The 26495-nt window shown below is 45.7% G+C and carries 23 protein-coding genes; 7 read left to right on the top strand and 16 right to left on the bottom strand.

Annotated features, from left to right (window positions below; translation table 11 throughout):
- Nucleotides 1-6: 6 nt before the first annotated feature.
- The 3 genes from FHS45_RS03490 to FHS45_RS03480 form a co-directional block, all read right to left on the bottom strand.
- Nucleotides 7-1218 carry a zinc-ribbon domain-containing protein gene (locus FHS45_RS03490; RefSeq protein WP_082412033.1) on the bottom strand — a complete coding sequence of 404 codons (1212 nt, stop codon included), beginning with the start codon at nt 1216-1218 and terminating at the stop codon, nt 7-9.
- 497 nt (nt 1219-1715) lie between these two features.
- Nucleotides 1716-2582: a 5'-3' exonuclease gene (locus FHS45_RS03485; protein ID WP_220387479.1), complete on the bottom strand. Its 867-nt coding sequence runs from the start codon at nt 2580-2582 to the stop codon at nt 1716-1718.
- Between the two features lie 130 nt (nt 2583-2712).
- Nucleotides 2713-3864, bottom strand: coding sequence for a dicarboxylate/amino acid:cation symporter (locus FHS45_RS03480; RefSeq protein WP_062445404.1), 1152 nt, complete (start codon nt 3862-3864; stop codon nt 2713-2715).
- A gap of 254 nt (nt 3865-4118) precedes the next feature.
- On the opposite strand from FHS45_RS03480, the gene FHS45_RS03475 reads away from it, so the two are divergent.
- Nucleotides 4119-4610, top strand: a complete 492-nt coding sequence (locus FHS45_RS03475; protein WP_062445403.1) for a 3D domain-containing protein — start codon at nt 4119-4121, stop codon at nt 4608-4610.
- A 69-nt stretch (nt 4611-4679) separates the two neighbouring features.
- On the opposite strand, the gene FHS45_RS03470 is transcribed toward FHS45_RS03475, so the two are convergent.
- Nucleotides 4680-4934, bottom strand: a complete 255-nt coding sequence (locus FHS45_RS03470) for a hypothetical protein (protein WP_062445401.1) — start codon at nt 4932-4934, stop codon at nt 4680-4682.
- Nucleotides 4935-5080: 146 nt separating this feature from the next.
- Nucleotides 5081-6475 (bottom strand): YjiH family protein, encoded by a 1395-nt coding sequence (locus tag FHS45_RS03465; protein ID WP_082412031.1) that lies wholly within the window; start codon nt 6473-6475, stop codon nt 5081-5083.
- A gap of 190 nt (nt 6476-6665) precedes the next feature.
- On the opposite strand from FHS45_RS03465, the gene FHS45_RS03460 reads away from it, so the two are divergent.
- Nucleotides 6666-7937, top strand: a complete 1272-nt coding sequence (locus FHS45_RS03460) for a YeeE/YedE family protein (RefSeq protein ID WP_062445398.1) — start codon at nt 6666-6668, stop codon at nt 7935-7937.
- 148 nt (nt 7938-8085) lie between these two features.
- Here FHS45_RS03460 and FHS45_RS03455 read toward each other — a convergent pair whose 3' ends face one another.
- The 3 genes from FHS45_RS03455 to FHS45_RS03445 all read right to left on the bottom strand — a co-directional run bounded on the left by FHS45_RS03455 (nt 8086) and on the right by FHS45_RS03445 (nt 10073).
- Nucleotides 8086-9255 (bottom strand): MFS transporter, encoded by a 1170-nt coding sequence (locus FHS45_RS03455; protein WP_062445396.1) that lies wholly within the window; start codon nt 9253-9255, stop codon nt 8086-8088.
- 178 nt (nt 9256-9433) lie between these two features.
- Complete coding sequence (locus tag FHS45_RS03450; protein ID WP_062447860.1) at nt 9434-9835, bottom strand: secondary thiamine-phosphate synthase enzyme YjbQ; 402 nt, start codon at nt 9833-9835, stop codon at nt 9434-9436.
- A 55-nt stretch (nt 9836-9890) separates the two neighbouring features.
- Complete coding sequence (locus tag FHS45_RS03445; RefSeq protein ID WP_062445394.1) at nt 9891-10073, bottom strand: hypothetical protein; 183 nt, start codon at nt 10071-10073, stop codon at nt 9891-9893.
- A 292-nt stretch (nt 10074-10365) separates the two neighbouring features.
- Here FHS45_RS03445 and desB point away from each other — a divergent pair, with 292 nt between their 5' ends.
- The gene (desB, locus tag FHS45_RS03440; protein ID WP_062445392.1) at nt 10366-11424 is read left to right on the top strand and encodes a Delta(10) desaturase DesB; all 1059 of its coding nucleotides are present in this window, start codon (nt 10366-10368) and stop codon (nt 11422-11424) included.
- 139 nt (nt 11425-11563) lie between these two features.
- Here the strand turns inward: desB and FHS45_RS03435 are convergent, their stop codons facing one another.
- Nucleotides 11564-12880, bottom strand: a complete 1317-nt coding sequence (locus tag FHS45_RS03435) for a D-serine ammonia-lyase (RefSeq protein WP_062445390.1) — start codon at nt 12878-12880, stop codon at nt 11564-11566.
- A 12-nt stretch (nt 12881-12892) separates the two neighbouring features.
- Nucleotides 12893-14056, bottom strand: a complete 1164-nt coding sequence (locus tag FHS45_RS03430) for a DEAD/DEAH box helicase (RefSeq protein WP_062445388.1) — start codon at nt 14054-14056, stop codon at nt 12893-12895.
- A gap of 128 nt (nt 14057-14184) precedes the next feature.
- On the opposite strand from FHS45_RS03430, the gene mnmH reads away from it, so the two are divergent.
- On the top strand, nt 14185-15249 hold the full coding sequence (gene mnmH / locus FHS45_RS03425; RefSeq protein WP_062445386.1) for a tRNA 2-selenouridine(34) synthase MnmH: 1065 nt from the start codon (nt 14185-14187) through the stop codon (nt 15247-15249).
- A gap of 198 nt (nt 15250-15447) precedes the next feature.
- Here the strand turns inward: mnmH and FHS45_RS20435 are convergent, their stop codons facing one another.
- The gene (locus tag FHS45_RS20435; protein WP_166761354.1) at nt 15448-16263 is read right to left on the bottom strand and encodes an STAS domain-containing protein; all 816 of its coding nucleotides are present in this window, start codon (nt 16261-16263) and stop codon (nt 15448-15450) included.
- A 253-nt stretch (nt 16264-16516) separates the two neighbouring features.
- On the opposite strand from FHS45_RS20435, the gene FHS45_RS03415 reads away from it, so the two are divergent.
- Nucleotides 16517-17461, top strand: coding sequence for an alpha/beta hydrolase (locus FHS45_RS03415; protein WP_062445382.1), 945 nt, complete (start codon nt 16517-16519; stop codon nt 17459-17461).
- Nucleotides 17462-17482: 21 nt separating this feature from the next.
- Here FHS45_RS03415 and FHS45_RS03410 read toward each other — a convergent pair whose 3' ends face one another.
- The 4 genes from FHS45_RS03410 to FHS45_RS03395 form a co-directional block, all read right to left on the bottom strand.
- The gene (locus tag FHS45_RS03410) at nt 17483-18016 is read right to left on the bottom strand and encodes a hemerythrin domain-containing protein (RefSeq protein ID WP_062445380.1); all 534 of its coding nucleotides are present in this window, start codon (nt 18014-18016) and stop codon (nt 17483-17485) included.
- A 495-nt stretch (nt 18017-18511) separates the two neighbouring features.
- On the bottom strand, nt 18512-19351 hold the full coding sequence (locus FHS45_RS03405) for a deoxyribonuclease IV (protein WP_062445376.1): 840 nt from the start codon (nt 19349-19351) through the stop codon (nt 18512-18514).
- A gap of 66 nt (nt 19352-19417) precedes the next feature.
- On the bottom strand, nt 19418-20908 hold the full coding sequence (locus tag FHS45_RS03400; RefSeq protein ID WP_062445374.1) for a potassium/proton antiporter: 1491 nt from the start codon (nt 20906-20908) through the stop codon (nt 19418-19420).
- A gap of 215 nt (nt 20909-21123) precedes the next feature.
- Complete coding sequence (locus FHS45_RS03395) at nt 21124-21639, bottom strand: DUF3189 family protein (RefSeq protein WP_062445372.1); 516 nt, start codon at nt 21637-21639, stop codon at nt 21124-21126.
- Nucleotides 21640-21946: 307 nt separating this feature from the next.
- On the opposite strand from FHS45_RS03395, the gene FHS45_RS03390 reads away from it, so the two are divergent.
- Both FHS45_RS03390 and FHS45_RS03385 read left to right on the top strand, forming a co-directional pair.
- Entirely contained in the window at nt 21947-22597 is a 651-nt protein-coding gene (locus FHS45_RS03390) for a LytTR family DNA-binding domain-containing protein (protein ID WP_062445370.1), read from the top strand.
- Nucleotides 22598-22724: 127 nt separating this feature from the next.
- On the top strand, nt 22725-24242 hold the full coding sequence (locus FHS45_RS03385) for an acetyl-CoA hydrolase/transferase family protein (RefSeq protein ID WP_062445368.1): 1518 nt from the start codon (nt 22725-22727) through the stop codon (nt 24240-24242).
- A 57-nt stretch (nt 24243-24299) separates the two neighbouring features.
- Here the strand turns inward: FHS45_RS03385 and FHS45_RS03380 are convergent, their stop codons facing one another.
- The gene (locus tag FHS45_RS03380) at nt 24300-26261 is read right to left on the bottom strand and encodes a phospholipase D-like domain-containing protein (RefSeq protein ID WP_062445366.1); all 1962 of its coding nucleotides are present in this window, start codon (nt 26259-26261) and stop codon (nt 24300-24302) included.
- Nucleotides 26262-26495: the final 234 nt, after the last annotated feature.

Genomic DNA, 26495 nt, shown 5'->3' with positions numbered 1-26495 from the left:
TCCCTCCTACTCAACATACCATTCAATATTGTCGACATTGACTTCGACTTCTTCATTAATTTCGAAAAACTGTTTTTCAAATTTACCGGTATCTCCCGGGTTCAAATACATCGGGTAAACGGTAACCGTGTTTTCCTCTACATCTATTGGGTTGCCGTCACTATCCAGCACTTCTAATTCCAGTGTGACCGAACTGACGATTTTTGTTGCGACACTTTCAACTTCACCGGTAACAGTCAAGTCACCAAGGTCATCGAGCTCCGCCTTGATATTTTTCACTTCGACAGCAGCTGTCTGGTTTTTCAGATCTTCCTGGGCTGCCTTTTCTGCCGCACGTTCAATCCGTTCGCGCTGTGCCTGGACGAATGCTTCCTGCTCCTGCTGGATACGTTTTTTCAGCTGAAGCAGTTTTTCATTATTGACGGCAAACTGGAGAGCATGGTCTACTGCGGCAATCGCTTTACTGAACTCTTTGGACGCTATATGATTTTCCGCATTATTTGATGCAATGGTAACGATTTTTTCTAAAATCTTCGCTTTTACCTTTGTCGCTTCTTCTAAGTTATAACGGGAGAGCGTAGATAATTTTGCTGCCAGCTGATCAACGGTCGACAGTTCAGCAAGCTCGCTATTGATCCGTTTTATCTTTATCTGTGACTCCATGGTATCCAGTTTTGGCAGGAAACCGGGAACAAGCTTGCTGTTACTTGCATCGACATCACTGCGCAGGTTATCGATGCGGTCACTCGCATTCTCCAGTTCATCTTTTTGGATTTGCTCCTCGATGTCTGCCAGTTCGGCATCAAAGGTCTTTGCTTCCTTGATGAACGCCAAATCTTTTTTCAGTACGGAAAAATCTTCCCGTTTTTCGACAGCCTGCACAAGGAGCGATTCGGCTTTATCGTATTCGCCTTCCAGAGCAGATGCTTCTGCATCCCGCTTCAGCTTAAGTACTTCTTCATTGATATTCTTTTCGTGCGCATACGTATAACCGACACCACCTCCAGCTAACAGAAGAACAACCATGGGAAGCAATATCATGATCCACTTCTTCTTTTTTGGCTCTCTCTGTACCGTACGAGAAGATGTCTCTTTTGCTACCGTGGCTGAAAGTTCGTCATTATGTAGACGTGTAGCGTCATCTAGCTTTGTACCACAATTGGGACAAAAACGAGAGCCCTCACTTACTTCGTTTTGGCAATTCGGGCATTCTATCATGGGCTCACTCCCCTTCTTTAAAAGATACTAGGTGTGAAAACTGGTAAATATATGGAACTCAAACATACTTTATCAATTATAGCATGTTTCGACATAATTTCGGGAATAGATGGTAGATTTTTAAAAACAAAAGCGCAAGCGCCTTGCTTACCCCCGACAAGCTTAAGACAAGCCTCGCCGTGACGGTCTTTGTACTTTTAGACCAATTAAGTTTATAAAGGTTCAAAGTATAAGAAAAACAAAGGCTTTCGCCATAACCCATTGGCGATAAGCCTTTGTTTTTCTAATCACAGAGAGGATTGACTTAAGACCTCGAGGGGGTAGGCGCTGGCCGATGTAAACGCCACGTCCTGTGGCGACATCGGCACTAGCACGTCCTGTGCGTCGGAGCTGGATTCGACCCACCACGTATAGTTACCAACTAAAAGAAAATTCTATAATTTCCTAGGCAAAAACAAAAAAAGAGCACGGATGGCTGTGCTCTCTAATGGTATCTATTAAGATAGTAATGATTCGAGGCGTTTGAATTCCAGCTCGTTGAACTTTTCCATCATTCGTTCCCGGTTGATTTCGAGAATCGCATCATCCAGGGAACAGTCGACATCCACTCCGCAATAAATGGCCGCGAGCTTGCGGGAAAGGTGGAGCATTTCCAATTCATTCTCGATTTTCGCCCGCTGGCCTTTGGTCAGCTTCGGCAGGTTATCAAGAATGCCTTCGATCGTCTCATACTCGGTAAGCAGCTTTAATGCTGTTTTTTCCCCGATTCCTTTTACACCTGGATAGTTGTCGCTGGAATCCCCCATCAATGCTTTCAAATCAATCATTTGAGCTGGAGTGATCCCTTTTTCCTTCACAAAAGTTTCATGCTGGTATTCGGCATAATTGCCATAGCCTTTTTTCAATAAAGAGACCGTGACGTTATCCTTGAGGAGCTGAAGGATATCCTGGTCTCCGGTAAGGATAATCACTTCGGAATGTTCGCTGTATTTGGATGCGAGAGTGCCGATACAATCATCCGCTTCATAGCCGGCAAGCCCCACATTCGGAATGTCCAGGGAATCCACGACCTCTTTGACCAGGTCAAATTGCGGCACCAGTTCCACTGGCGGCTCTCCGCGGTTCGCCTTGTATTCCGGAAACATTTCCGTTCGGAATGTGGTGCTGCCCATATCCCAGCAGCATACGACATGGCTCGGTTCATAATTTTTTGTAGCGGTGAACAGGTGTTTGACAAAGCCATAGACGGCATTGGTAGGCATTCCTTTGCTGTTTATCATATAGTAGTTGCTCATCGCAGTTGCATAGAAAGCGCGGAATAATAGCGCCATTCCATCGACGAGCAAAATTTTATTTTCTTTCACTGGTACTCCCCCTTAACTTCATTCAAAAACGCGTGTACTTTTTACTAGTATACTAGGTGTGCTAATAGAAAGAAAGGCAGCTACATAGAAAACACGCCAGCCTCGTGAGGCCGACGTGAATGACAGGATATTATTTTGAAAATCGGTTGGCAATGGTTGTCAGGGCACCGTCACCGGTAACATTCGTTGCTGTGCCAAAGCTATCCTGGGCAAGATAAAGGGCGATCATTAATGACGTCATGGCAGGACCAAACCCGAGCATCGACTCCAGCAGGCCGAGCGCTGCCATCACAGCCCCTCCTGGGACCCCAGGAGCAGCAATCATTGTCACCCCGAGCATCAGAATGAACGGTGCCACCGATCCGAAACCAGCTGTCTGACCCTGCAAGTACATGACAGCCATCGCACAGCTGGTGATGGTTATCGTACTTCCTGCCAGGTGAACATTAGCAAGGAGCGGGATGCCGAAATCCGCCACCCGTTCCCGGACACCTACTCGTTTGACGCGTTCCAGTGTAACCGGAATTGTCGCTGCTGACGATTGCGTCCCAAGGGCAGTGAAATAGGCCGGCAGCATCGTACGGAGCATCCGGGCAGGGTTCATTTTATGCAAGGATCCAGCCAGTGTATAAACAGCGGCGAGATAGACGAAATGAAGCAGGATGATCATGATGAACACTTTCCAAAAGACATTTAGTATCGTCTGCACTTGTCCGGCATGAGTCATATTGGCGAATATGCCAAAGATATGAAATGGCAAAAGCGGGATGATCACTTTTTCGATTACCAATTGAATGATGCTTCGAAACTCGTCCATCACATTCAGCAGGGCATCACTTTTCAGTCTGGAAATCCCGAGACCGATAACAAAAGCTAGAATTAATGCTCCCATTACATCAATTACGGGCGGCATATCCACCGAAAAGGCGGCCTCCACCAGTGATTCCTCCGGGTTTTCCAGCTGGGAGGCTGTCTGTCCTTGCAGCATCACAGGATAAAGTGTGCCAGCCACTACAAATGCCAGTAAACCTGCGGCCACGGTGGAGGAATAAGCGAGACCGGTAGTGAGACCGAGCATCTTCCCTGCACCTCTCCCAATGGATCCGATGCCGGGAGCGATGAATCCGAGAATAATCAATGGGATGATAAAGCTTAAAAAGTTACCGAATAATCCGGTAAAGGTAGCAAACAACTCGATCAGACCTTCCGGCGAGAAGGAACCAATCAAAATCCCCAGGATAATTGCAATGATGATTCGTGCGAGTAAAGGTACTTTTTTCATATTTCTTCTCTCCTCTAATTGTACGTCTGCGATGTAATAATGTATTTCCTAGAAAGAATCATATCCTATACTCTATAACAAACGAGAGAATTAGAAAAGCATTTTCAACGTGTTAATTTTTGCATTTTCAAAGTAATCGCTTACAATTTAATTTGTCATCTATTTGCAATCAAACTGTAGTGTCCTTGTAGTGTTAAAGTACCACCATACCTGCTACAATGAGCGAAGTAGTTCATTTAGAGGGGGCAATTTGGTTGAATCTTCTGAGAAAATTTGGCGTCGTCCTTGTCCTTATTGCCAGCATAATTATAGTCAGCGCAACTCATTCCCAAGCAGAGATAAATGTGGACGCAACAAGCGAAAAGAAAATCGCTTTAACGAATAAATCTGATCAGTTGAAGCGTTTTGAACAGGAAAAACCTGTACAAGCTTCTAACAATCGAAATGAAGACACGGGGGAAAAAGTCACCGTTGAAGCCACTGCCTATACTGCTTCTTGTGAAGGGTGTACAGGCATCACGTCTACCGGTATCGATTTGAACGCAAACCCGAATAAGAAAGTGATCGCTGTCGATCCTGATGTCATCCCGATCGGCTCTACTGTACATGTTCCTGGCTACGGTACAGCAACAGCCGGAGATATCGGCGGTGACATCAAAGGTAACCGAATCGACTTGTTCATGGCTGATTTGCAGGACGCCAAAGCGTTTGGCCGCGAAACAATAGAAGTTACCATATTAAATTAGTTAGCAGCTATTAACCATAAAAAAACAGCGCCCGGCTTGATCAGACAAGCCGGGCGCTGTTTGTGTTATTTAGTCATCATCTTTATTCAAAAACTCTTCTTCCCGTTCCAAATCACCGACAAAGAATGTTTCGACACGATCGGTGCGGATGACAAGGTCATCATCCAGTGACCACCACATGCCTCTTTCCAATTGCTTCATAATGAACTCACAGGCTTCCTTTGCCGTATGCTCTTCACTCAGTTCCACTTCTTGTGTCACCGTTCTTCCACTATTCATTAGAAAATTAAATTGCCAGTCTCGTTTACTTTCTTGTTCAGCCAAGTTATTCATCCTTTCTTTTTTCATGTGTCGCTTATTTTAGTACAGTCGATTCTGAGTCGCAAACGATAAGGGGCAGTTTGTGTAAAAATTAGCACGATTCACACAATCCCCTGGGTCTTCCTCCCTGTTAAAATGCCCTGTCCTATTTAAAATAACAAATGAGCGAATAGGACGATAATCGGAAGTGTAACGATGGTACGCTGTAAAAAGATAACGAACATTTCACCGATGCTAAGCGGAATTTTCGACTTCAATATCAATACCCCGATTTCAGACATATAAATCAACTGGGTAATCGAAATTCCGGCGATCACGAATCGGGTCAGTTCACTTTCAATCCCACTGCCGATAACAGCCGGCAAGAACATATCCGCAAAGCCTACAATTAAAGCCGGAGCCGCTTCGCTCGCTTCCGGCAGCTGCATCCACTCTAATACAGGCACGAGCGGATAGGACAGCCAAACGAACACTGGTGTGAATTCCGCTAATACTAAGGCAAGCGTTCCAAGTCCCATAACGACCGGAATCAGACCAAGCCAGATATCAAGGACATTCGCAAAACCTTTGTAAAGCACATTTTTATAGGAAGGAACTTTTTCCACCTGCTCCATCGCCTTATCCAGGCCAGAACGGAAGCTGGATTTACCAGTCGGTACATATTCCTCAATCTGCTTTCCAGCTATTTCGTCATACTCATCTTTTTTTCGTGACAACGGTGGAATTCTTGGTACGATAATGGCAGCCATGAATACGGCCACTGTCACCACTAAGTAAAATGGAACAAAATATTGTTCTAAGCCGATGAAGGTGATGACAACAAGGCTGAATGCAATCGATGCGATCGAGAAGTTCGTCGCAATCACCGATGCTTCCCGCTTCGTATAATACCCCTGCTCAAACTGCTGGGTAGTGATCAATACACCAACCGGTCCTGCACCCATCCACGATGCCGTCGCATCAATCGCTGAGCGGCCCGGCAGCTTGAACACCGGCTGCATTACTTTTCTCAGCAAGGTACCGATGAAATCCATCAAGCCGAAAGACATCAAAAACGGCATCAATAACGCCGCAAATAAAAACCAGGTCGTAAGTACGGGAACTAACGAATAAAGGACAGTTCCTCCTGTGATGTCGGACCAGATGAATTCCGGTCCCAGCTGCATCATTGTCATGATCGCAAAAGCAGCCCCTATCATTCTTACCCCTGTCCAGAAAATCGAAACGTCGAACAGATTTTTTAGTAATGGACTCCTCTCTACCCACACTGGCTGCAGCATTTTAACCGCCAGTGCCCCAAGTGCCGATAACGTAACCAGAATTGTCATGAATAGGGGAATCTGATCAGCAAAGAATCCCTGGACGGATTCTGCCAGTATTCCCACACCGATCGTTACTTTGCCTTGAAAAGGAATCGGAGCGAGAAATAAAAGAATACCAATTAAAGAAGGGATAAAAAATTTATTAAAACTTTTCCATGAAAATGCTTCCTCTTTTGTTTCTGAATTGATTGTTTGATAGGTTGTCTGCTTGTTAGCTTCCATTAAGTGGTCCCCCTGAAAAATAAGTTAGTTATAAATATACATAAAACAATATATTTATGCAATACCTTGAGGGAAATTCACCTATTAATCTACCCTTGCTAAGTCAATGGCTTTACAAAATATCCATTTCATCATAAGATATATAATTGCTAAAACACATTATTTCTATCGGAATTAGGAGGTTTTATAAATGGCTCAAACAACAGCAGAACAGCAACCAAAACAAACAGCCATTCCATCTTGGCGTAAACAAGCCACAACTATCGTTTCGCCATTGAACCCTGTTCAAAAACCGTATTTATTTACGGGTTTATTGATATCTATCATCCTTCTGAGTGTAACCGTGGCAGTAGCAGGCTGGACTCAGGGTATCCTATTCATAATCGGGATCGGGCTGGGGCTGGCATTGCTTCATGCCAGATTCGGTTTCACATCAGCGTTCAGACGTCTCTTGTCTGTCGGTAACGTGCAAGGCTTACAGGCTCATATGGTAATGTTGGCCGTTGCAACTACCTTATTCGCTATCATTTTCGCTACCAATTTCAGTTTTACAGGAACTGACCCAGCTGGTTATGTATCACCAGTCGGGATAAGTGTCATCTTTGGTTCTTTCTTATTTGGAATTGGCATGCAGATGGGTTCAGGGTGTGCATCGGGAACCTTGTATAGTGTCGGTGGTGGAAAATCTTCTATGCTGCTGACATTGCTCGGATTTATCGCTGGCTCTGTCATAGGTGCCTACCATTTTATGTTCTGGACAGAACAGACACCTTCCCTACCGCCTATATCCTTAGCCGAATCAACCGGCCTTGGCTATTTTGGCGGCTGGGTACTGCAGATGCTCATTTTCCTTGGAATTTACGGCTTGACCATAAAATTCGCCCGAAAGAAAAACCCGCCGCATATGAAGCCGCTGGCTACCACAACCGGCTGGAAAAAATTATGGCGTGGTGCATGGCCGCTATTAGTAGCTGCTGTAGTACTGGCTATTTTGAACGCACTGACATTGACTATTCGTGGAAATCCCTGGGGAATCACATCGGCCTTTGCTTTATGGGGGTCTAAATTCCTGATGATCTTTGGTGTGGATGTATCAAGCTGGGGCTATTGGCAAGGCAATGCCGAAGCACTGCAAACCACTGTTCTCGCAGATTCTACAAGTGTTATGAACTTTGGTATCATCCTTGGGGCATTTATGGCAGCTGCCGCACAAGGCAACTTTAAGCCAGGAAAAATCAAGCCTGGCATCGCGACCGCTTCCATTCTCGGCGGCTTGATGATGGGCTATGGCGCTCGACTTGCATTTGGCTGTAACATCGGTGCTTATTTCGGTGGTATAGCATCCTTCAGCCTCCACGGCTGGGTATGGATGATCATGGCATTAGCAGGAAGCTACCTTGCCCTCTTCATTCGTCCGATATTTGGCTTGAATAATCCAAACCCGAAAGACTCCATGTGCTAGCTTTCGGTGATCGCGCTAAAATATGAATAATTGCGCGAAATAATGTCTTCACCGCGCGAAATTCGAAAATATAGCGCGAAAGCCTTGAGGGAAGGCGCGAACGAAAAAAGCGTTGCAATTCCACCCGGAATTGCAACGCTTTTTCTAATTAAATCGTTTGCTTTGATTTTTCCTTATTCATAAACAAGGAAGTAACAAACATGACGAGCAAGAATCCAATGATCAGGCTGAATCCGCCGGCATTGCCGAATGCTTCTGAAACAGCCCCGACCAATAAGCCGGCAAGTCCGCCGCCGATTCCTGAAGCTACATAGATGAGACCAAGTGCGGTACCAGGATTTCTCGAAATAGATGTTCCGAATGCGGTCGCCGTCGGGAACAACGTCGAGAAGAATAACCCTGCACCTGCAAACAAGTATGGCAATTGCTCAGCAAATAGGAAGCTGATACCTACCATTACAACAGAGCCAAGCGAGAACATAATCAGAATCTTTCGCTCATTAATATGATTGGATAAATAAGCAACTGCCAGACGGCCTGCCATGAAAAATATCGAGAATACCGAAAGAATTGTGGCTGTCATTCCTTCTTTTTCAGCCTCGGACATGCCGCCAAGATCGAGACTCTTCAAATAAGATGGGAAGAAGTTCATAAATGATACCTCCGCTGATACTTCCAGCATAAGGAAGACCATTAAGAACACCATCTGAGCATCCTTCAACATCGGGATGAATGCTTTCAAATTGATCTTCTCTACTTTACCTTCCGGGAAATTCACTGATGTTATATAGATAATAACCCCGATATGAAGAGCTGCGATAGCAATGTAGAATACTCTCCAGTCAGCGAACTGGAACAGGAAGTTCAGAATTTGCGGGAATAATACCATCCCGAGCCCGTAAATCCCCATCGCCAGGTTGAACATCTGGTTCTGTTTTTTCGGATAAGCGGCAGGAACGATGGCATTACCTGCAACCCCAAGCGCTCCCAGGCCGAAACCGACCAGCATATAGAAACCTAAGAAGAAGGTAATATTCGGTGCAAGTCCGGTACCGAGAAAACCTGATCCCATCAATACGGCTGCAATAGTCATCATGATTCGCAGACCGTTTTTATCGGTCAGGTAACCAAAAATCAAACTGGCCAAGGTGAATCCCAGCTGAAATATGAATACAACGAAACCGAATTCTCCCATATCCAGGCCGATGTCCTGTTCGACCTGATCGAGAACGATCCCTTTCGTGTTGGTGACACCACCAGAAATAAATTGAGTGAATAACAATATCATTAAGGCGTGTATGCTTTTTCCTTTACCCATGTTTTAACCTCCATGCATTTGTCTTTTTCTGCTAGTCCATGGATACCACGCCATTATTTCTTTAAAACGTTTCAGATAATTCCGCCTTTCAGACGTTTACTTCCTCCTTTTTTATGTATGCCCTTACATCCCTGATTTAGAGCAAAAAAAGAACCAGCACCATTTACTGGTCCTGGTTTTAATCTGGAATAATTTTTACGAGAAACTTCCGGTTACGAGGGCCGTCGAACTCACAGAAATAAACCCCTTGCCACGTTCCTAACTGCAGTTTACCACCATGGATGATCAATGTCTGGGCATGACCGACTGTACTCGTTTTTAAATGTGATGCCGTGTTTCCTTCCGCATGACGATCTTTGGGATGATTCCATGGATACACCTCATCCAGGCGCATCAGCATATCTGTCTTCACGTCGGGATCGGCATTTTCATTGACAGTAATCCCGGCCGTCGTGTGCAGGGAAGAAACGACGACGATGCCTTCCTCCGCCCCTTTTTCCTCTAGGAAAGATTCGATTTCGCTGGTAATATCCAGCATTTGGTCACGTCGATCGGTTTTCACATCAAACTGTTTCAACAATTCTATCACCTCTCTCCCATCCTATACCAAGGAGAGCGGTGGCTTCAAACCTTCCCTATAAAGGGATACCATATTTCATGGCAAGACGGTGGCGAAAAGCTTTGACATCATGCCGAAGCTTGCGGATCTCCTCCAGGGTCACTGCATTTTCCAGCCGGGCTCTGATACTCCAATAAATCGCCAGTTCCTCATTGGTCAGCCGGATGCTTTTATGGGGGAAGTGAACGAGCTCTCCCACACTTATCACTCCTCTGCTCCACGTAAAATGGTTGTTATTAATGATTTTATGAAAGGACGAACAGGATATGTTCGATATCCTGACAGGAATCTATGACTAATTTTTCAAACGTCACACCATCTACCATTATCTATTCGCTATGACAAGGTTGATACCCTTTTTATGGAATAATATTTCAATTTATACTACATATTAATACCAGCTAATAATTACTCATTGACTAGGGGAATATGCCTTGGTACGATAAAAAGCAATGAAATATAATTTTTCCTTCTATGAAAGGAGTCTGAATATGCACGACCTTCATTCGTTCAGCTGGTATGCAAAACAAATCAAACCACACTTGCCTAAAGGAGTGTTCAAGCCAGTTCCCTCCCGTTTATTTGGAGGGTTGGCGTATGTGATTGTGACGATCGCGGCTTTTTTGGCAATTGGTCTATTGGATTTGCATCCGATTTTAAATCTTACGCTTTCCGTCATTATCGGCTTCAGCTTCGCCGGACTTGGATTTCTCGGACATGAAATTCTCCATGGCACGGTTATCCGCAAACCGTGGCTTCGTGATTTACTGGGTGCGATCGCTTTTTTTCCATTAAGCACCGGACCGAAGCTATGGAGAAAATGGCACAACATGATTCATCATGTCCATACCCAGCATGAGGAAAAAGATCCCGACGCCTGGCCGACATTAGAAAAAATATCAAAAATGAAAATATTCCACTGGGTCTACCGGCTGCCGCTATTTGTCCGCTCGACATTTGCGTTCGCATCCCTGGCCGTACAATTTTCGATGCATTCGTTGAAAATGTTCTTTACCTATGTCAAAGATTTCAAGCCGAAGAAGCAGCCGGTGGTATGGCTTCAGGTTCTCTTGCCATGGGCTTTCTGGATCAGTCTGTTATTTGTCATGGGCTTGACCAACTGGCTGTTTGCCTTTTTCATCCCATTATTGATTGCCAACCTGATTGTAATGGGGTATATTTCAACGAATCACAGGCTTAACCCGATTACCCCGATCAATGATCCACTGGCAAACAGTTTGACGGTAACGGTTCCAAAGTGGGTTGATGTGCTTCACTTTAACTTTTCTTATCATACAGAGCACCATTTGTTCCCGGGGATGAACCCGAAGTATTATCCGCTCGTCAAAGAACAGATTAAAAAGTTCTGGCCGGAACGTTACCATGAGATGCCGCTTGGAGAAGCATTGCTCGCATTATGGAAGACACCGCGTGTCTACTATAAGGACAATAAGCTCGCCGATCCCAAATACGGTAAGCTGTACCGGTCACTCGGCAGTGGGCTTGACCCGAAAAATATTAAATTCCGACGTCTGAAAATAAGAAAATAACAAAAGGCTGTCCCAACAAAGTCGTTGATAGACTAATGGGACAGCCTTAATAATTGCACGAATTTCCAGTTTTTGGAGGACCCGGGGTGTTTCATCCACTACCCCAGAGCCATCCAAAAACTGGGAAACGCCACTCTCGCTAAAGAGTGGCTTTTCCTTTTTTGATCATCGCTTCTCTATCTTTTTCTGGTACCAGGTTTCCGCCTGTCGACCAGACAAGATGGGTCGCCTGATCGAGGTTTTCAAAAAGCCGTTTGTCGGTAACCTGCGCTGGGCCATACATCCCGGCAAGTGCCGAGGGTTCCAGAAACAGTCCTTCGCTGCGATAAAGCTGGTAAAGCATTTTAAACAGCTCCCGGTCTTCCACCGTATAAATACCAGCGATCAGCTGTTCCAGAATCGGTGCGACAAACCCGGATGGGCGACCGACAGCGAGACCATCTGCTTCCGTGATATTATCAATGCCAAAATCCTGGACGGAAACATTATGATGAAGACCGGTCAGCAGGCCAAGTAACATTGATGGCGCATGGGTGGGCTCGGCAAACAGGCAGTGAACATGCTCCCCGTAAACCTGCTTCAAGCCATACGCGACACCGCCCGGTCCTCCGCCAACTCCACACGGAAGGTAAACGATAAGCGGATGGGCGGCATCAACAGTCACACCCTCTTCTTCCAGTTGACGAGCGACTTCTTTGGCAGCGACCGTATAGCCGAGGAAAAGGTTTTTGGAATCTTCATCATCCACGAAATGACAATTTTCATCGTCACGGCACATCTCCCTGCCCTTTTCTACCGCAATACTAAAATCGGCAGGGTGCTCGACAACAGTCACTCCATAACTTCGAAGTAAATCCTTTTTCCATTGTTTCGCGTCCTGCGACATATGAACCGTTACCTGGAAACCAATTTTTGCGCTGATGATTCCAATGCTGAGACCAAGATTCCCTGTCGAGCCCACCGCGATGGAATAGTTGGAGTAAAAGCTTTTAAACGGCTCTCCATACAGCTTGCTGTAGTCATCGGACTTTGCGAGCATACCATGATCGATCGCCAGCTGTTCGGCATACTGGAGGATTTCGTAAAATCCTCCGCGGGCTTTGATCGAACCTGCTATCGGCAGTTCATGATCGCATTTCAGCCACAATTCGCCTCTGATGGAAACGCCCTCAGCAGCCTCCAGTTCCTTTTTCATCCCCGCTATCTCCCGGAGCGGGGATACAATCCCTTCGGAAGGCAGGTCTACTTCCGGAAAGGCTTTTTTAAAAAAAGGTAAAAAGCGATCGAACAAGGCAGCCGCTTCATCCAGCTCTTCCCTGGACACCACATCCCCCAGAGCTTCAGGCTGATAATCATTATTTTCCCAATAGACTTCTTCTGTTGCCACAATCGCTTTCAGCAGCGGATACTCTTCCTGCCACTCAGCGATCGTTTTACCAGCGATTTTCTCTGTCATATTCGACCCTCCTTATTGCTGGCGGGCATCAATTAATTCACCGCGATACATCTGCTTTTCCGTAATATCGATGTTGAGCTCTTTACTGATTTTGACGATCTTTTTAATATCATCCCCAGTAACGAGTGAAATAACGCTGCCATCTACCGGAGACCCAACGCGTCCCGTTCGACCGGCACGATGGACATACTGGCTGGTTTCATCGGGAAGATCGTAATTGATGACATACTTCAGCGACGGAATGTCAAGGCCGCGTGCAGCCACATCGGTCGCCAATAGTAACGCCAATTTCTCTTCCCGGAACGCTTTCAGTGTCTTTACCCGGTCTTCTTTTTTTGAATCCCCGTGGATGACACCAACGGACAGCCCTTTGAAGCGTAGTTTTTCAGCCAGTACGTCCAGGTTACCGATATCTCTCACAAAAACGAGACCCTTGAACGCCTCGATCACCGTCAAACGCTTCAGTGTATCTACTTTTTTACGAGCGTCGGTAATTAGGTAGCCGTGGTCGACGTCCGGTTTCTCCGCTTCCGTGCCGACGCGGACAATCTCGGGGTCATTCATCAGGCGCTGGGCTTCCAGTTCGCTCACCTTTGGCAATGTTGCCGAAAATAACAGCAGCTGCCGTTCTGCCAGCGTACTTTTAATAATATCTTCGAGCGTCCCTTTATGCTCGGGAGCCAAAAGCTGGTCCCCCTCATCAAGCACGAGCGTCTTTACTTCATGCATTTTCAGTTTTTTCTTTTTGATCAGCTCATGGACGCGGCCCGGTGTTCCGATTATGACACGCGGATGCTTTTTCAGCTTGTCCAGCTGACGTTTAATGTTGGCGCCTCCAATAAGCGTGGCACTGGAAATACCGCTCCCGGCACTCCATGTCTGCAATTCTTCATGAATCTGCATGACAAGCTCACGGGAAGAGGCCAGAATTACGGCCTGCGTATCTTTCTTATCGGGATCGATTTTCTGCAGGACCGGGAAAAGATACGCAAGCGTCTTCCCGCTTCCTGTCGGTGCCTCTGCGAGCACGTCTTTCCCCTCTAAAACCTGCGGTATCGCCTGTTTTTGGATTTCGGTCGGTTTCTGGAACTTGGAGTTTTCCCATGCCTGCTGCAGGAATGGGGCTAGTGTGTCTAATAGAGGCCAGGTACTGGCCGAATTCTCATGATTTTCCATAGATTGATATCCTTTCTTGAACAGATACTTTCTTCCTATATTCTAACCTAAGTTGCCGCGAAAGGAAAAATGTAAGCCGGGCATGTTATAATGACAATACACACTCAGGTATAAAGCAGGTGAAATCGATGAAGAAAGTGACGATAGCGGAAGCTTTGGAGATGGACTGTCCCGTCCTTGATGTCCGGACACCGAAAGAGTATGAAGAATTCCATATCCCCGGCGCCATCAACATGCCGATTTTTTCTAATGAAGAGCGTGTCACGGTTGGAACTACATACAAGCAGCTCGGGAAAGAAGCAGCCAAAGACCTCGGTATATCACTCGTGTCACCGAAGCTCCCGGATTTTTACCAGCAGGCAAAAAAGATTTCTGGCGGCAAGCCGCTGATCATTTACTGCTGGCGTGGCGGCATGCGGAGCCGGACACTGGCGACAATATTTGAACTGATGGGGTTGAAATGCCATCAGCTGGAAGGCGGCATCCGTTCGTTCCGTAAAAAGGTCGTCGCAGACCTGGAAGCTGCATCCCGTCTGAATCGAACCTTTATAGTTTTGGAAGGATTAACAGGTACGAAGAAAACGGAAATTCTGGAGCGCCTGGCTGGCAAGGGGTACCCGGTCATTGACCTGGAAGGTCTCGCTGCCCATCGCGGTTCCGTGTTTGGACGCGTCGATTTGCCGGACCGCAGTCAAAAGGATTTTGATGTCCGGTTGTGGGAACGAATCGGGGAGATAGGGGAAACCGACTATTACATCATTGAATCAGAAAGCAAACGCCTCGGTAACATTGAGGTTCCCGCTTTTATTATAAAAGGAAAACAGACCGGTCCGCGTATCCAGGTGCATACGTCTATTCCTGTCCGGGTCGACACGATTCTATCCACGTACCAGCCGGACAAACACCATGAAGCGATTGAGGCTGCCTGGGAAGTGATTGAAAAAAGAACCCCTAATGACGTCCAGGAAATCATTGCAGAAGCACTGAAGGCGCATGATTACCGAACCGTCGTCGAACAGCTGCTTATTCATTATTACGATCCGAAATATAAGCATGCAGAGAAAAACAATGACGGCTCAATCCGCCACGTTTTTTTTGAAACCCTGGATGAAGGGGAACAACTCGTGAAGGCACATGTCGATGAGCTCGCTAAAACTACTGCTGGAAGTAAGCCAGCTGTGCAAAATAAATGACTTTTCGGTGCGTAATTGAGACAATTTCAGCTTATTAGAGAAATTTGGTCGGTAATAGAGACAATTTTAAGAATAAGAGAGACAATTCCGATAATATAAGAGACAAAACAGAAAATAAAAGAGAATTTTTCGTGGGTTATGAGACAAATCCCCCAGATAAGAGAAAACTAGACACGCCAGCACCGGGCGTGTCTAGTTTTATTTGAGTCCGAATCCGATATAGTCCAATGCACGATGAAGGCTGGAAAAAGACAGGGTGTCTTCAAAGTCCACACCAAGCTGCACCATCGTCTGGGCAATTTCCGGACGGACACCGCTCATTTTCACTTCAACGCCGATCAGTTTTAACCCACGGATCACCTTAAAAATCTGATCGGCCACCATCGTATCGATGACAGGAACACCGGATACGTCAATGATGAAATAATCGTAATCATTGTTGGAGCTTTCTGATAACGCATGATCCATCAACAGCTGGGCACGTGCGGTGTCAATCGCTCCCACCAAAGGCAAGACAGCGACACTTTCCGTAATCTCGATGATTGGTACCGATAGTTCGTTGATTTCTGTCTGCGATGCATACATTTTTTGATTGTATTTTTTCATATAGGAAACACTGATGATTTCGACGACTTGATCGACAACCAGGTCAAAGGAAGACACCAAATCATAGAAGTCACGGATAGGTAACGATTCTTTTTCTCCAGTGTCCCGAATGATTTCCCCGATCATATTCCGATAATAACGTATTTCTTCTATCGCTAAATCCAGTGGCATTTGAATGTTGACGAGAAAATCGGATGCTTTATCTCCCCATTCCGTCACCTTCTTATCGCTCTCTTCCAGGTCCAGTACAATGGTTTCAGCATACAACTCAATCAGGTCTCCCCGCCATTGCACCAGGTCTTCTGCGTTATTCGCTATGTTGCCCTGGTAATCTTCTTTGTGTAAGCGGAGATTTTCCCGCAATTGACTCTTTTGGCTTATAACTTTTTCGCTGATTAATTCTCTCACTCCATTTTGTCTATCTATCACTATCTCGTCCCTTTCTTATATGATAAATGGCACAATTAGTGTTACTATAACATAGCAAAGTTCGATAAACTAGCGGTATATGAGTTGTCAGGGTCAACCATGGAAGCAAACCAGTAAATATGTCCATATATTGTTAATCACCGAAAGAGTCAGGACTGATGGTAACTCATGTTTCTAGAAAAACGTTCGTGGTGATACTAGTAAAAAACGAAGGAACAAGGGGAAAATATTAATGAAAAATATCAATGCTGTACTGGAACGTTTATCAGACTGGAATAACACGTTCGATTTCAGTAAACCAGTAGAAATAAACCAGGATGTATCTGTATATTTAAATTATTATGGCTTGAATACAACCGGAGTCGACTTTCATTTTGGAAAGGTGAAAACAAACGGTACGAAGAAGCTCGTCCAGATGTTCGCGCCAAAACAATCGAAAGGAACGATATTCCTGCTGCATGGCTATTTGGATCACGTCGGCCATCTCAAGCAAATTATCAAATTTTTAAATGAATTACATTACACCGTAATCAGCTATGACCTGGAAGGTCACGGGCTTTCCGAGGGGGAATCAGCCTCCGTGGAACGATTTTCCGATTATGTCAAATCCCTCGAACAACTGCTTTCCCGGGCAAAAAATGAAATGAGCGGTCCATTCTACGTGATTGGTCATAGCACCGGGGGCGCAATCGCGATCGATTACGTGCTGAACAACCATGACCATGTCTTTGACAAAGTGATATTGGCCGCTCCGCTCGTCCATTCCGAGCATTGGTACGGGACGGTAATTGGCTATTATATGGCAAAAATCGTCCCCTTCCTACAGGAAGTGAAACGGAAATTCCGGGTCAATTCTTCTGACGAGCACTATTTGAAATTACGGAAAATCGATCCCCTGCAGAGCCAGGCTATTCCGCTGGACTGGGTCGGTGCCATGCTTGATTGGAACAGGAAGTTGAAAAGTTACCCTGTGACGAACACGCAGACGTTCGTGCTTCAAGGCAATCATGACAGGACCGTAGCCTGGCGGTATAATATGAAGTTTTTGCAGAAGAAGTTTCGTCGGCTGACCATGGTCCAGATCGATCACGCCCAGCATGCGCTTTTCAATGAATCCGAAGAAGTCAGGTCACTGGTTTTCTCCTTTATTCGTAAGTTTTTGCAGCAGGAAAAATGACACGGCTGGTGATTTGCCGTGTCATGTTAGTGGTGGGATTTGAAAAGCATCCGCCAGTTTTTCCTTATCTTCATCTGTTAGCACATTTTCCCCCATCGGGAACAGTACGTTTTCTTCTTTGTTGAAATGAGAAAATAGTGTCGTGCACCCTTCGAGGACATGAAGATGCAAACGCGAAGGATCCTTGATTTCAGTTACATTTTTTGTCCCTTTCAGAAAAGATTCAAAGCTCTCTTTTGCCAGGTCATGCTCATATTCCATGACAACAAGCGGGCCGGTACTGGTGCCAATATACTTGCCCATCATCGGAAATAAGACGCCTTCCTCTTTTTCCGAATGGGGAATGAGATATTCCATAAAGGATATGACCTCTTCCCGGAGCGCAAGCAAATTGGTGATCTCTTCTGCTGGGGTTTCTTTTGTTTCAGCTGCTGCCAGCTGCAATTTTTTCATCATTTCTTCAAGCTTTGGGTGCTCATCCTTTAAGTGCTGTAAGGCTGCACAAAGTTGTGTTGCTCCGCTGTCTATTTTCATTCCGGCACATTCATGACTCATCATCTGCCACTCCTTTTTCTATCCATGTACCTCTATCCTAGCGGAATTTTCCTCTACTGTATGTGAGGCACATCACACGCTTCTCATCTAATACAAAAAAACGCCCCGGAGTGTTCCGGGACGAGGAGATCAGTCTATTTTCAATGCCATCTTTTAATATTCCAGAAGCATTGTCGATTGTTCTTTCAACTGGACGTCTTCTGCCGGGAGGATGGCAGTTGGGTGCACGTTTGAAATGTTATGTCTCTCTTCAAGTAGAGAGTGTCTCTCTTTTTTTCAAATGTGTCTCTCTTTTTCGCGAATTTGTCTCTGTTATTCTCGAAATTGGCTCTCTTATGCCTGTTCCTGGCACTCATCAGATGGGTATTGTCTCTTATATCATTGATTTTTCTCATTAGAAAAACTTGGATTATGGTTCTTGTCCTTTAACAAAGTTAAACTTTCTTAAAGGATAAAAAAAGCGTCAGGCTTCAGCCTAGCGCTCCTTTTCTTCTATCAACTTGATCCCCATTTTTGCTGCAGCTGACGGATTTCTTTCTCATGTGTCGGAGTATCTTTTGGAGTCTCTAAAATGAACGGGATATCAGCAAGCTGCGGGGTGGCGATTAACTGATCGAACTGCTCTTCCGTTATGTAGCCGTTCCCGAATATATTGGCATGGCGGTCTTTCCCGGAGCCGGTCTCATATTTGGAGTTATTGAAGTGGATGGCTTCCAGATGATTAAAATAACCGAGCTCGTTCCCTTTTGCCAAAACAGCATCCCAGTTGTTCCCATCCCATAACCCGCTCGCGAAGGCATGACAGGTATCAAGGCAAAAACCGATCTTTTCCGGCTCCTCGCATAACTCGCGCACCCGGCTCAACTCTTCTAACGTCGTCCCCATCGAACCTGGCTTTCCCGCATTGTTTTCCAAAAGAATTTTACAGCTTCCCTCCCACTCGGAAAGCACTTCATTGATCACGCCGATCATCAGCTGGTAACTGACAAGGGGATCGCCATCGTCCACCTGTTTGCCAAAATGGACGACCACGCCAATCGAACCGCAGGCGTCGGTGATTACAAGGTCATTCACTAAGGACGCCACCACCTCTTCCCGCTTATGATTGTCTGCTGGAGTCAGGCTGGTAGGGTAAGGCGTGTGAGCGATAGACACAAGACCATGCTGCTCACTAAACTCCTTGCAAAGCCTGGCATCGTCTCGGTTAAATTTTTTGACCGACAGGCTGCGCGGATTCTTAGGGAAATATTGAAAAGCAGCCGCATTCATGGCAGCTGCCTGTTTGGCTGCTCCTAAATAACCTTCCCGGATGGAAACATGGCTGCCGAATTTCATGAGAAATCCCCTTTCGCAGAAACACAATTTCTCTTAGTGTTCCCAGCCGAGCGGAATGTTTACATTTTATTCGGAGGCACTACGTTCTACTCGTTGTTCCAGTACTTTTTTCAATTGGTCCTTATATTTCGCTTCTACAAGGATATACAGGAAATCGCCGGCTTTGATTTCGGTCTCTCCGTATGGGGTGATGACCTGGTTGTTCCGAATGATCGCACTGATATTCGCCCGGTTCGGGAACTCGACATCTCGCAGCTTTTGCCCAACGACCGCCGACTCGGGACTTACCTGATATTGAATCATTTCTGCTGAAGCCTTTCCCATGGAAATCAGCTCGATGGAATGGTGCGGTACATCTTTTTTCGGGCCAACGAGGTGCAGCTTTTTTGCCATATAAGAAATGGTCGAACCTTGGACGAGGGCTGATGTCAATACGATGAAAAAGACGATATTGAACATGACCTGGCTGTTTTCTATCCCATTGACAATCGGGAAAGTCGCCAGGACGATCGGTACGGCCCCCCGAAGCCCCGCCCAGGATATGAACAGTTTTTCTTTTACGGAATAGCCCATTTTTATCAGCGACAAAAACACGGCGACAGGCCGCGCCACCAGAATCAGGATGGCAGATAACAATAAGCCGTTAACCATGATCGCAGAGGTGAATACCTGACCCGGGAAAACGAGCAGGCCAAGGATGATGAACATGAGAATCTGCGCCATCCAGGCAAACCCTTCATTGAATTGAAAAATCGAATAACGATAGGTGAGCTCGCTGTTACCAACAACAAGAGCGGCGACATAAACTGCCAAGAACCCGCTCCCCCCAAGGAATGCTGTCACACTGTAGGTGACAAGTGCAAAAGCAACTGAAAAAATCGGATACAGGGCGCTCGAATCAAGTTTGATCCGGTTGATGGAAAAGGAAGCCAGCTTCCCCAGGACAATTCCGAACAACAGCCCCATGCCCATTTGCACGAAAAACATCGGGACCATCATCCAAATCGACTGATCCTGGGCCGTGAGCAGTTCGATCAAGGACAGCGTAAGGAAAACGGCCATCGGATCGTTGGTTCCCGACTCTGCTTCCAGGGTCGCTCCCATTTTCGCTTTTATATTCCGTTCTTTTAAAGCAGCAAATACAGCTGCGGCATCAGTAGAACCAACAATCGCGCCCAACAGCATACCTTCGAGGATGGTCAAATTGAAAATCAAGTACGCAGAAAAACCAATGATAAATGAAGTTAACAGCACACCGAGAGTGGCAAGCGAAAGAGATGGAAACGCCACAGAGCGAACCGTCGTCCACTTTGTATGCAGACCACCTTCAAACAAAATGATGACCAGAGCGAATACCCCGATGATCTGCGCGGTGCTGGCATCATCAAAATAGATGATGCCTAAGCCATCACTCCCAAAAAGCATGCCGACCAGGATAAACAAAATCAATGATGGAATGCCCCAGCGGCTCGAAAATTTAGCTACGAGTACACCACTAAATAAAAGTAATGCGGTAAGAAGTAAAAAAGTATCCGTGCCGAATGCGTCAAAAAACATATAAGGTAAGATTCTCCTTTAATGAATATAGGATGAGAGGTGAACGGAGAATTATGTAAAGTGTTTCACAATAAAAGAATACCGGAAAATAAGCTTCAAATCAAAGTATTTGCCTATGTTTTACCCCTCAAATGCCTGCCGCAGTCAGAGTCGGTCCTGTGATACGAGGCTATTCGATTACTAAAAAAACGTACGGCAATGACGTACGTTTTAGGTCAGGCTTTAAATTGTTTATTTTCTAAAATAATAACATTCTCACTTGTCTGTTCTGTTGCTATATTCTTTGTGTACTCCACCAGTTGATGAATATTCCCGCTGCATTTCTGTGCCCCTTTTATCAGTAAAGGAACCCCGAGACTATCGATTCCCAGCCCTCTGGAAAGCCCTCCACCAATCGTCATCACAAAAGGTACTGTTGGCGAAGTGTTGGAAAAAATGATTTTTTCTTCTACCTGATGCAAAGCCATAAACATCTGACTCCATTCTTTCAACGCCGGAACAACCAGCTTGGATTTCTTTCTACCCAGCGTATAGACTGGATGACCTTCCTCATCCTTCCCGTGAAAGATAAGTTTCCCGAAGTCTTTTCTCGTCAGTTTATTAAAATAAGGAACAGCCAGAATCTCCTTTTTCGATAGCGGTTGTTGAGAAGGTTTAAGAATGTTCAAGTGAAAAGCCGCCGCCAATGAGGTTGTATGGGTTCCACCATAGTCGTTATAAATATATATCATCGGATCATCCTCACCTTTTATTCCTTACCAGTAGTATGCTCTCCCTTCTTTTTGAATATGTGGATTCAGCCTTACACATATTACTGGCTTGGCGTTTACATACTAAAACTGGAGTGTTTTAACCTATAAAAATAGACGCCGTACCGTGGCGACCAAAAACGCATAAACTGATGGCCACCCCAGGTCCTCCAGATATTGGATGTCCCGGGGTGATAACCGGAAGAGAACCAAAAGCGAAACCGTTTTCTTCTTTTATGAATCCCCCTATAATAGGTGGTAAGAGAGATAAAGTAAAGAGTGTTGAAAGATGGACTACTTTTCCGTTTCTTCCATGGTAGAATCATTCAAAGAATTATTTCCGAAAGAAGCCTCCATTGCTGTATCCGACGCTCAGCAATTCATCTATTATAAACCGAGCAAACACATCGACCTGAAGATCAAGCCCGGTGATAAAATCACTGAAAATACGGTGACGTTCAAGGCACTGACCGTCCGGAAAAAAACGTCGGATCATATCAACGGCAAGGTGTTCGGTACCCCCTACTTTGGTACCTCAGTGCCAATTATCGATTCCGGAAACCCCAAAGGCTGCGTCACTGCGATTTTACCATCAAAGCAATTGAAGTTTTTGTCCAAGTTCCTGACCCTTCATATCGAAGACCGCTGGATGCCGGTCCCATACGAGGAAGTCATGTTTTTAGAAGCGCACAACCGGAAGACGTGGGTCCAATCAGAACGCGGCACAGGTACCCATAAATTCACGTTAAGCGAAGTAGAGTTCCATCTGCCGGAAGATATTTTCCTTCGCTGCCACCGTTCGTACATCATAAACGTTAATTATATTGCCGAGATACAGCCGGATTCCCATTCTACTTTTCTATTGATCATGAAAGATGGCACCAAGATTCCTGTGAGCCAGACATACGCGAGCCAGTTCCGCAGGATCCTGTCGTTCTGATTTTTCTTAGTTATGTCATGAATTTTCTATTTCAGTACCGATTTAAGCCTTTTCATACCAAAACCCAAGAGTCCAGCGCGATAAGACGATAGAATTATAAGAAAATTACATCATGGAGGTTTTTGGTATGGAACAGACTTATAAACAACGATTACGAGATAAACGATTAGAGGACCGCATCATTTCAGAGGAAACAGCCGCTTCCTGGATTAAGGACGGAATGACGCTTGGCTTGAGCGGTTTCACCCGTGCCGGTGATGCTAAGGCGGTCCCATCAGCTTTAGTTGAAAAAGCAAAAGAAGAACACCTGAAAGTAAACGTTTATACCGGAGCTTCCCTCGGTTCTGATATCGACCGCCTGATGGCAGAAGCTGGAGTTGTAAATAAACGCTTGCCGTTCCAGGCTGATAAAACGATGCGCAATGAAATCAACCAGGGAGACATGCTGTTTGTCGACCAGCACTTGTCTCATACCGCAGAGGCGATTCGTCAGGATGTATTGAACCCGATTGATTACGCTATTGTGGAAGCGGTGTCAATTACAGAGGACGGCATGATCATTCCATCCACCTCTGTCGGCAACTCCTCCATCTTCGCAGAAAAAGCAGAAAATGTAATTGTTGAATTGAACCTCGCCCAGTCCGATGCATTTGAAAGCTTGCATGACATCTATGAATTAGGGGCACAGGGCAAGCGTCAGCCCATCCCGTTGACGCAAGTCGATGACCGCATCGGCACGATCGGCATCCAGGTCGACATTGAAAAAATTAAAGGGATCGTCATCACCAATCAACCGGACTCTCCGTCGACAATCGTGCCGCCAGATGAAGAAACAGCAACGATGGCGAATCATTTGATAGATTTTTTAAGAAAAGAAGTAGAAATCGGAAGGCTCCCTGAAAATCTGGCACCGTTGCAATCCGGTATCGGCTCCGTAGCGAATGCCGTGTTCCATGGCTTGCTCGATTCCGAGTTCACGGATCTGGAAGTCTATTCCGAGGTGTTACAAGATGCGGTGTTCGACTTACTGGATGCCGGGAAAATCAAGTTCGCATCCGGATGTTCGATTACACTTTCAGAAGACAAACTCGAAGAAGTCTATTGGAACATCGACCGCTACCGTGACCAATTGCTGTTACGTCCACAGGAAATTTCCAACCATCCGGAGATCATCCGCCGGTTAGGACTGATTTCAATTAATACACCACTGGAAGTAGATATTTATGGCAATGTCAACTCCACGCATGTGCTTGGCACTAAGATGATGAATGGTATCGGCGGCTCCGGTGACTTTACACGTAACTCGCGTCTTGCTATTTTTGTTACGAAGTCGATTGCCAAAAATGGCGATATCTCAAGCGTCGTACCATTTGTTTCTCATGTTGATCATACCGAACACGATGTCGACGTGATTGTGACGGAACAGGGTTACGCTGACCTGCGCGGCCTGGCACCAAAAGAACGCGTACCATTAATTATCGAGAACTGTGCGCACCCGACGTACCGCGACCAGCTCTATGCTTATTATGAAGATGCATGGGAAAAAGGCGGCCAGACTCCCCATGTACTGGAAAAAGCCTTTGAATGGCATACCCGCTTCAAAGAAACCGGCACCATGAAAGCAGCCGCCCTCCAGCACTCTTAAACTATCAGCACCCCGGGTCCTCCAGTTTCTGGATGTCCCGGGGTGCTGCTTTTGGGTTTACTTCATGGTGCCGCCTGCCTGTTCGTAGCGGGCGTGGAATTCTTGTAAGAATTGATTGGTTATTGCTTCATCATGGATGAACAGCATGTTTTCGTCATTGATATTATTACCATTGTTGCTCCAGTTGGTCGAGCCGACAATAACCGTCGGATCACTCTCCGTATCCGCATCGACCAGCATCGTTTTGCTATGAAGTTTGCGGGACTCAGCGTCTTCATACACCGGAGCCGGGTTGGCCCAGCGGGTGTTCGGGTTGTTGTCGCTTTCCTGGGAAGCAGTTCTTCCTGTCATGTCTACACTTGCCGACCACCACTGATTCCAGAAACTGGTGTCAAATACCCCTTTTATATTAAAACCGGTCAAAGAACCTTCCCTATCGTTATACGAGCCTTCCCATTTATACTTTAATTCATCGACCAGCTCCTGATCGCTCCAGGCAAAAATGGAAAAGTACGTATTCAGGTCCGCGTCATTTTTCACAAATTCCGTCATCCGGCCAACGGCATCATCTCCGGCGGAAAAATAGATTTCCACAGGCACCCCGTTAATATTCACCTGATGTTTGGTATTATCTACTTTTCTTGTACTGAAATTCGAGGTGACTTTATCCGGGTACATTCCATTACTTCCCCACATTTCATTGAACTCAGTTTCATAGATTCCAGCAAGCTCCGGCCAGTTGATTTCCACTACATGCTGCTGGTTTCCATCCAGAATGCCTGCTTGCCTATTTTCTTCTGAGCCATATAATCCGGTCACTGTGAAATTCCAACTGCCGGTAAATACCCATCGGTCATCGACTACGGCAAATTTATTATGCATCTGATTCCCTGGTGAATAATAGGCATTTTCGCTTTTTTCTTCCGCTTCAACAAACAAACGCCCGGTTTCTGTGCTGTTGCCGATTTCAACCGTCACTTCCGCAATGTCATTGGCCTCAGCCGGTAATCCATATTCCGAGCGGGCGGTACTATCTTCCACTGCCATCATCGGTGAGTCCGAGAAAACGTGGATATCATCAGCCGTGCCAATTTCGCCATCAGCACCGCGGACCATTTTCTCTACGTATAACCTCATGGTCTTGTAACGCTCGGTATAATGCGGGTCAGATGCGTCTTTCGCATCGGCGATCATACGCACATCGACCCCCTCAGCAGCCTTAGCAACCAATGTATCGACGATTCCCGGAAGGTTGATTTCATAGGTAGCAAAATCGATACTTTCCGTGGCGCTGTTCAACCTTTCAATCAAACGGTCTTCTAAATTGACATTGTCATTGGCTTCGTTTCCAGCGAAGGCCGTTGTATGATCGGCACATTTGTTGAAATAAACATTAATAGCACCTTCTGATTCAGAAACATTGGATATATTCTCCTGACTATCCTTACAGCCGCCGGCGTTTTCACTGCCATTGGCACCATTCGGTGTTCCAAAACCAACGGAATATTCAGCTGTGGCATCTGCCCAATTCGCTGGATCGGTACCCTCTCCTTCTGCATTAAGTCGTTCCATCGATGCCTTGGCATCGTTATCTCCTGCGTGCCACGCATCAACTTCATCGACTAGGTTACCGGCAGCATCACGAAGTTCCATTGCTTCCCCGGCATTGGACAGGCTTCCGGCATAAATCAGATCAGCTTCCGTATCAGGAACAGTCGAATCATCCGTTCGCTCCATTATGTAAAAGCTGTTTGCAGCGATGGTTCCTGTTAATTCTATTGCGGGTGTACCATCCTGGGCTTCCAAGGTCCACCCCGTAACGTCGATTTCATTTCCTGTTGGGTTGTATAACTCCATCCATTCATCATTATAGCTTGAGGTCGTTCCCATCCAGGCAATTTCATTCATAACCACCTCGCCTGATCCTGCCGCATAGGCGGATCTCTCTTCTTCCAGCACCGGGCTAAAAAAAGATAAAATCATTGGCATTATTACGGTAAACGAGAATACTCTGTTCATTTGCATCGCTCCTTTTCAATTTTATTTCTTGCAAGTTACAATTCTACCTTTTCAGTGTAAAATACGTTCCTGTCTGTATGTTAAGAAAATATAAAAACCCGACGATGAGACTAGTAAGTTACCTCATTTTTCATTAGAAAAACCAGGCTTGTCTCCAGGCACTAATGGCGAAAGCCTTAGTATTTTCTAATACTTTAATCCTTTAACAAAGTTAATTATTATTGCATAGTCTTC

It is taken from the genome of Thalassobacillus devorans, from assembly GCF_011761345.1.
Classification (GTDB): domain Bacteria; phylum Bacillota; class Bacilli; order Bacillales; family Halobacillaceae; genus Thalassobacillus; species Thalassobacillus devorans.
The sequence above is the reverse complement of the archived record's forward strand: the minus strand, read 5'-3'. Positions and strand labels throughout refer to the sequence as shown.

Bases quoted from the DNA above. Each gene is read 5' to 3' on its own strand.
- FHS45_RS03490 (WP_082412033.1), bottom strand. From the start codon at position 1,218: ATGATAGAATGCCCGAATTGCCAAAACGAAGTAAGTGAGGGCTCTCGT.
- FHS45_RS03480 (WP_062445404.1), bottom strand. From the start codon at position 3,864: ATGAAAAAAGTACCTTTACTCGCACGAATCATCATTGCAATTATCCTG.
- FHS45_RS03465 (WP_082412031.1), bottom strand. From the start codon at position 6,475: ATGGAAGCTAACAAGCAGACAACCTATCAAACAATCAATTCAGAAACA.
- FHS45_RS03460 (WP_062445398.1), top strand. From the start codon at position 6,666: ATGGCTCAAACAACAGCAGAACAGCAACCAAAACAAACAGCCATTCCA.
- FHS45_RS03455 (WP_062445396.1), bottom strand. From the start codon at position 9,255: ATGGGTAAAGGAAAAAGCATACACGCCTTAATGATATTGTTATTCACT.
- desB (WP_062445392.1), top strand. From the start codon at position 10,366: ATGCACGACCTTCATTCGTTCAGCTGGTATGCAAAACAAATCAAACCA.
- FHS45_RS03435 (WP_062445390.1), bottom strand. From the start codon at position 12,880: ATGACAGAGAAAATCGCTGGTAAAACGATCGCTGAGTGGCAGGAAGAG.
- FHS45_RS03430 (WP_062445388.1), bottom strand. From the start codon at position 14,056: ATGGAAAATCATGAGAATTCGGCCAGTACCTGGCCTCTATTAGACACA.
- mnmH (WP_062445386.1), top strand. From the start codon at position 14,185: ATGAAGAAAGTGACGATAGCGGAAGCTTTGGAGATGGACTGTCCCGTC.
- FHS45_RS03415 (WP_062445382.1), top strand. From the start codon at position 16,517: ATGAAAAATATCAATGCTGTACTGGAACGTTTATCAGACTGGAATAAC.
- FHS45_RS03410 (WP_062445380.1), bottom strand. From the start codon at position 18,016: ATGAGTCATGAATGTGCCGGAATGAAAATAGACAGCGGAGCAACACAA.
- FHS45_RS03405 (WP_062445376.1), bottom strand. From the start codon at position 19,351: ATGAAATTCGGCAGCCATGTTTCCATCCGGGAAGGTTATTTAGGAGCA.
- FHS45_RS03400 (WP_062445374.1), bottom strand. From the start codon at position 20,908: ATGTTTTTTGACGCATTCGGCACGGATACTTTTTTACTTCTTACCGCA.
- FHS45_RS03395 (WP_062445372.1), bottom strand. From the start codon at position 21,639: ATGATATATATTTATAACGACTATGGTGGAACCCATACAACCTCATTG.
- FHS45_RS03390 (WP_062445370.1), top strand. From the start codon at position 21,947: ATGGACTACTTTTCCGTTTCTTCCATGGTAGAATCATTCAAAGAATTA.
- FHS45_RS03385 (WP_062445368.1), top strand. From the start codon at position 22,725: ATGGAACAGACTTATAAACAACGATTACGAGATAAACGATTAGAGGAC.
- FHS45_RS03380 (WP_062445366.1), bottom strand. From the start codon at position 26,261: ATGAACAGAGTATTCTCGTTTACCGTAATAATGCCAATGATTTTATCT.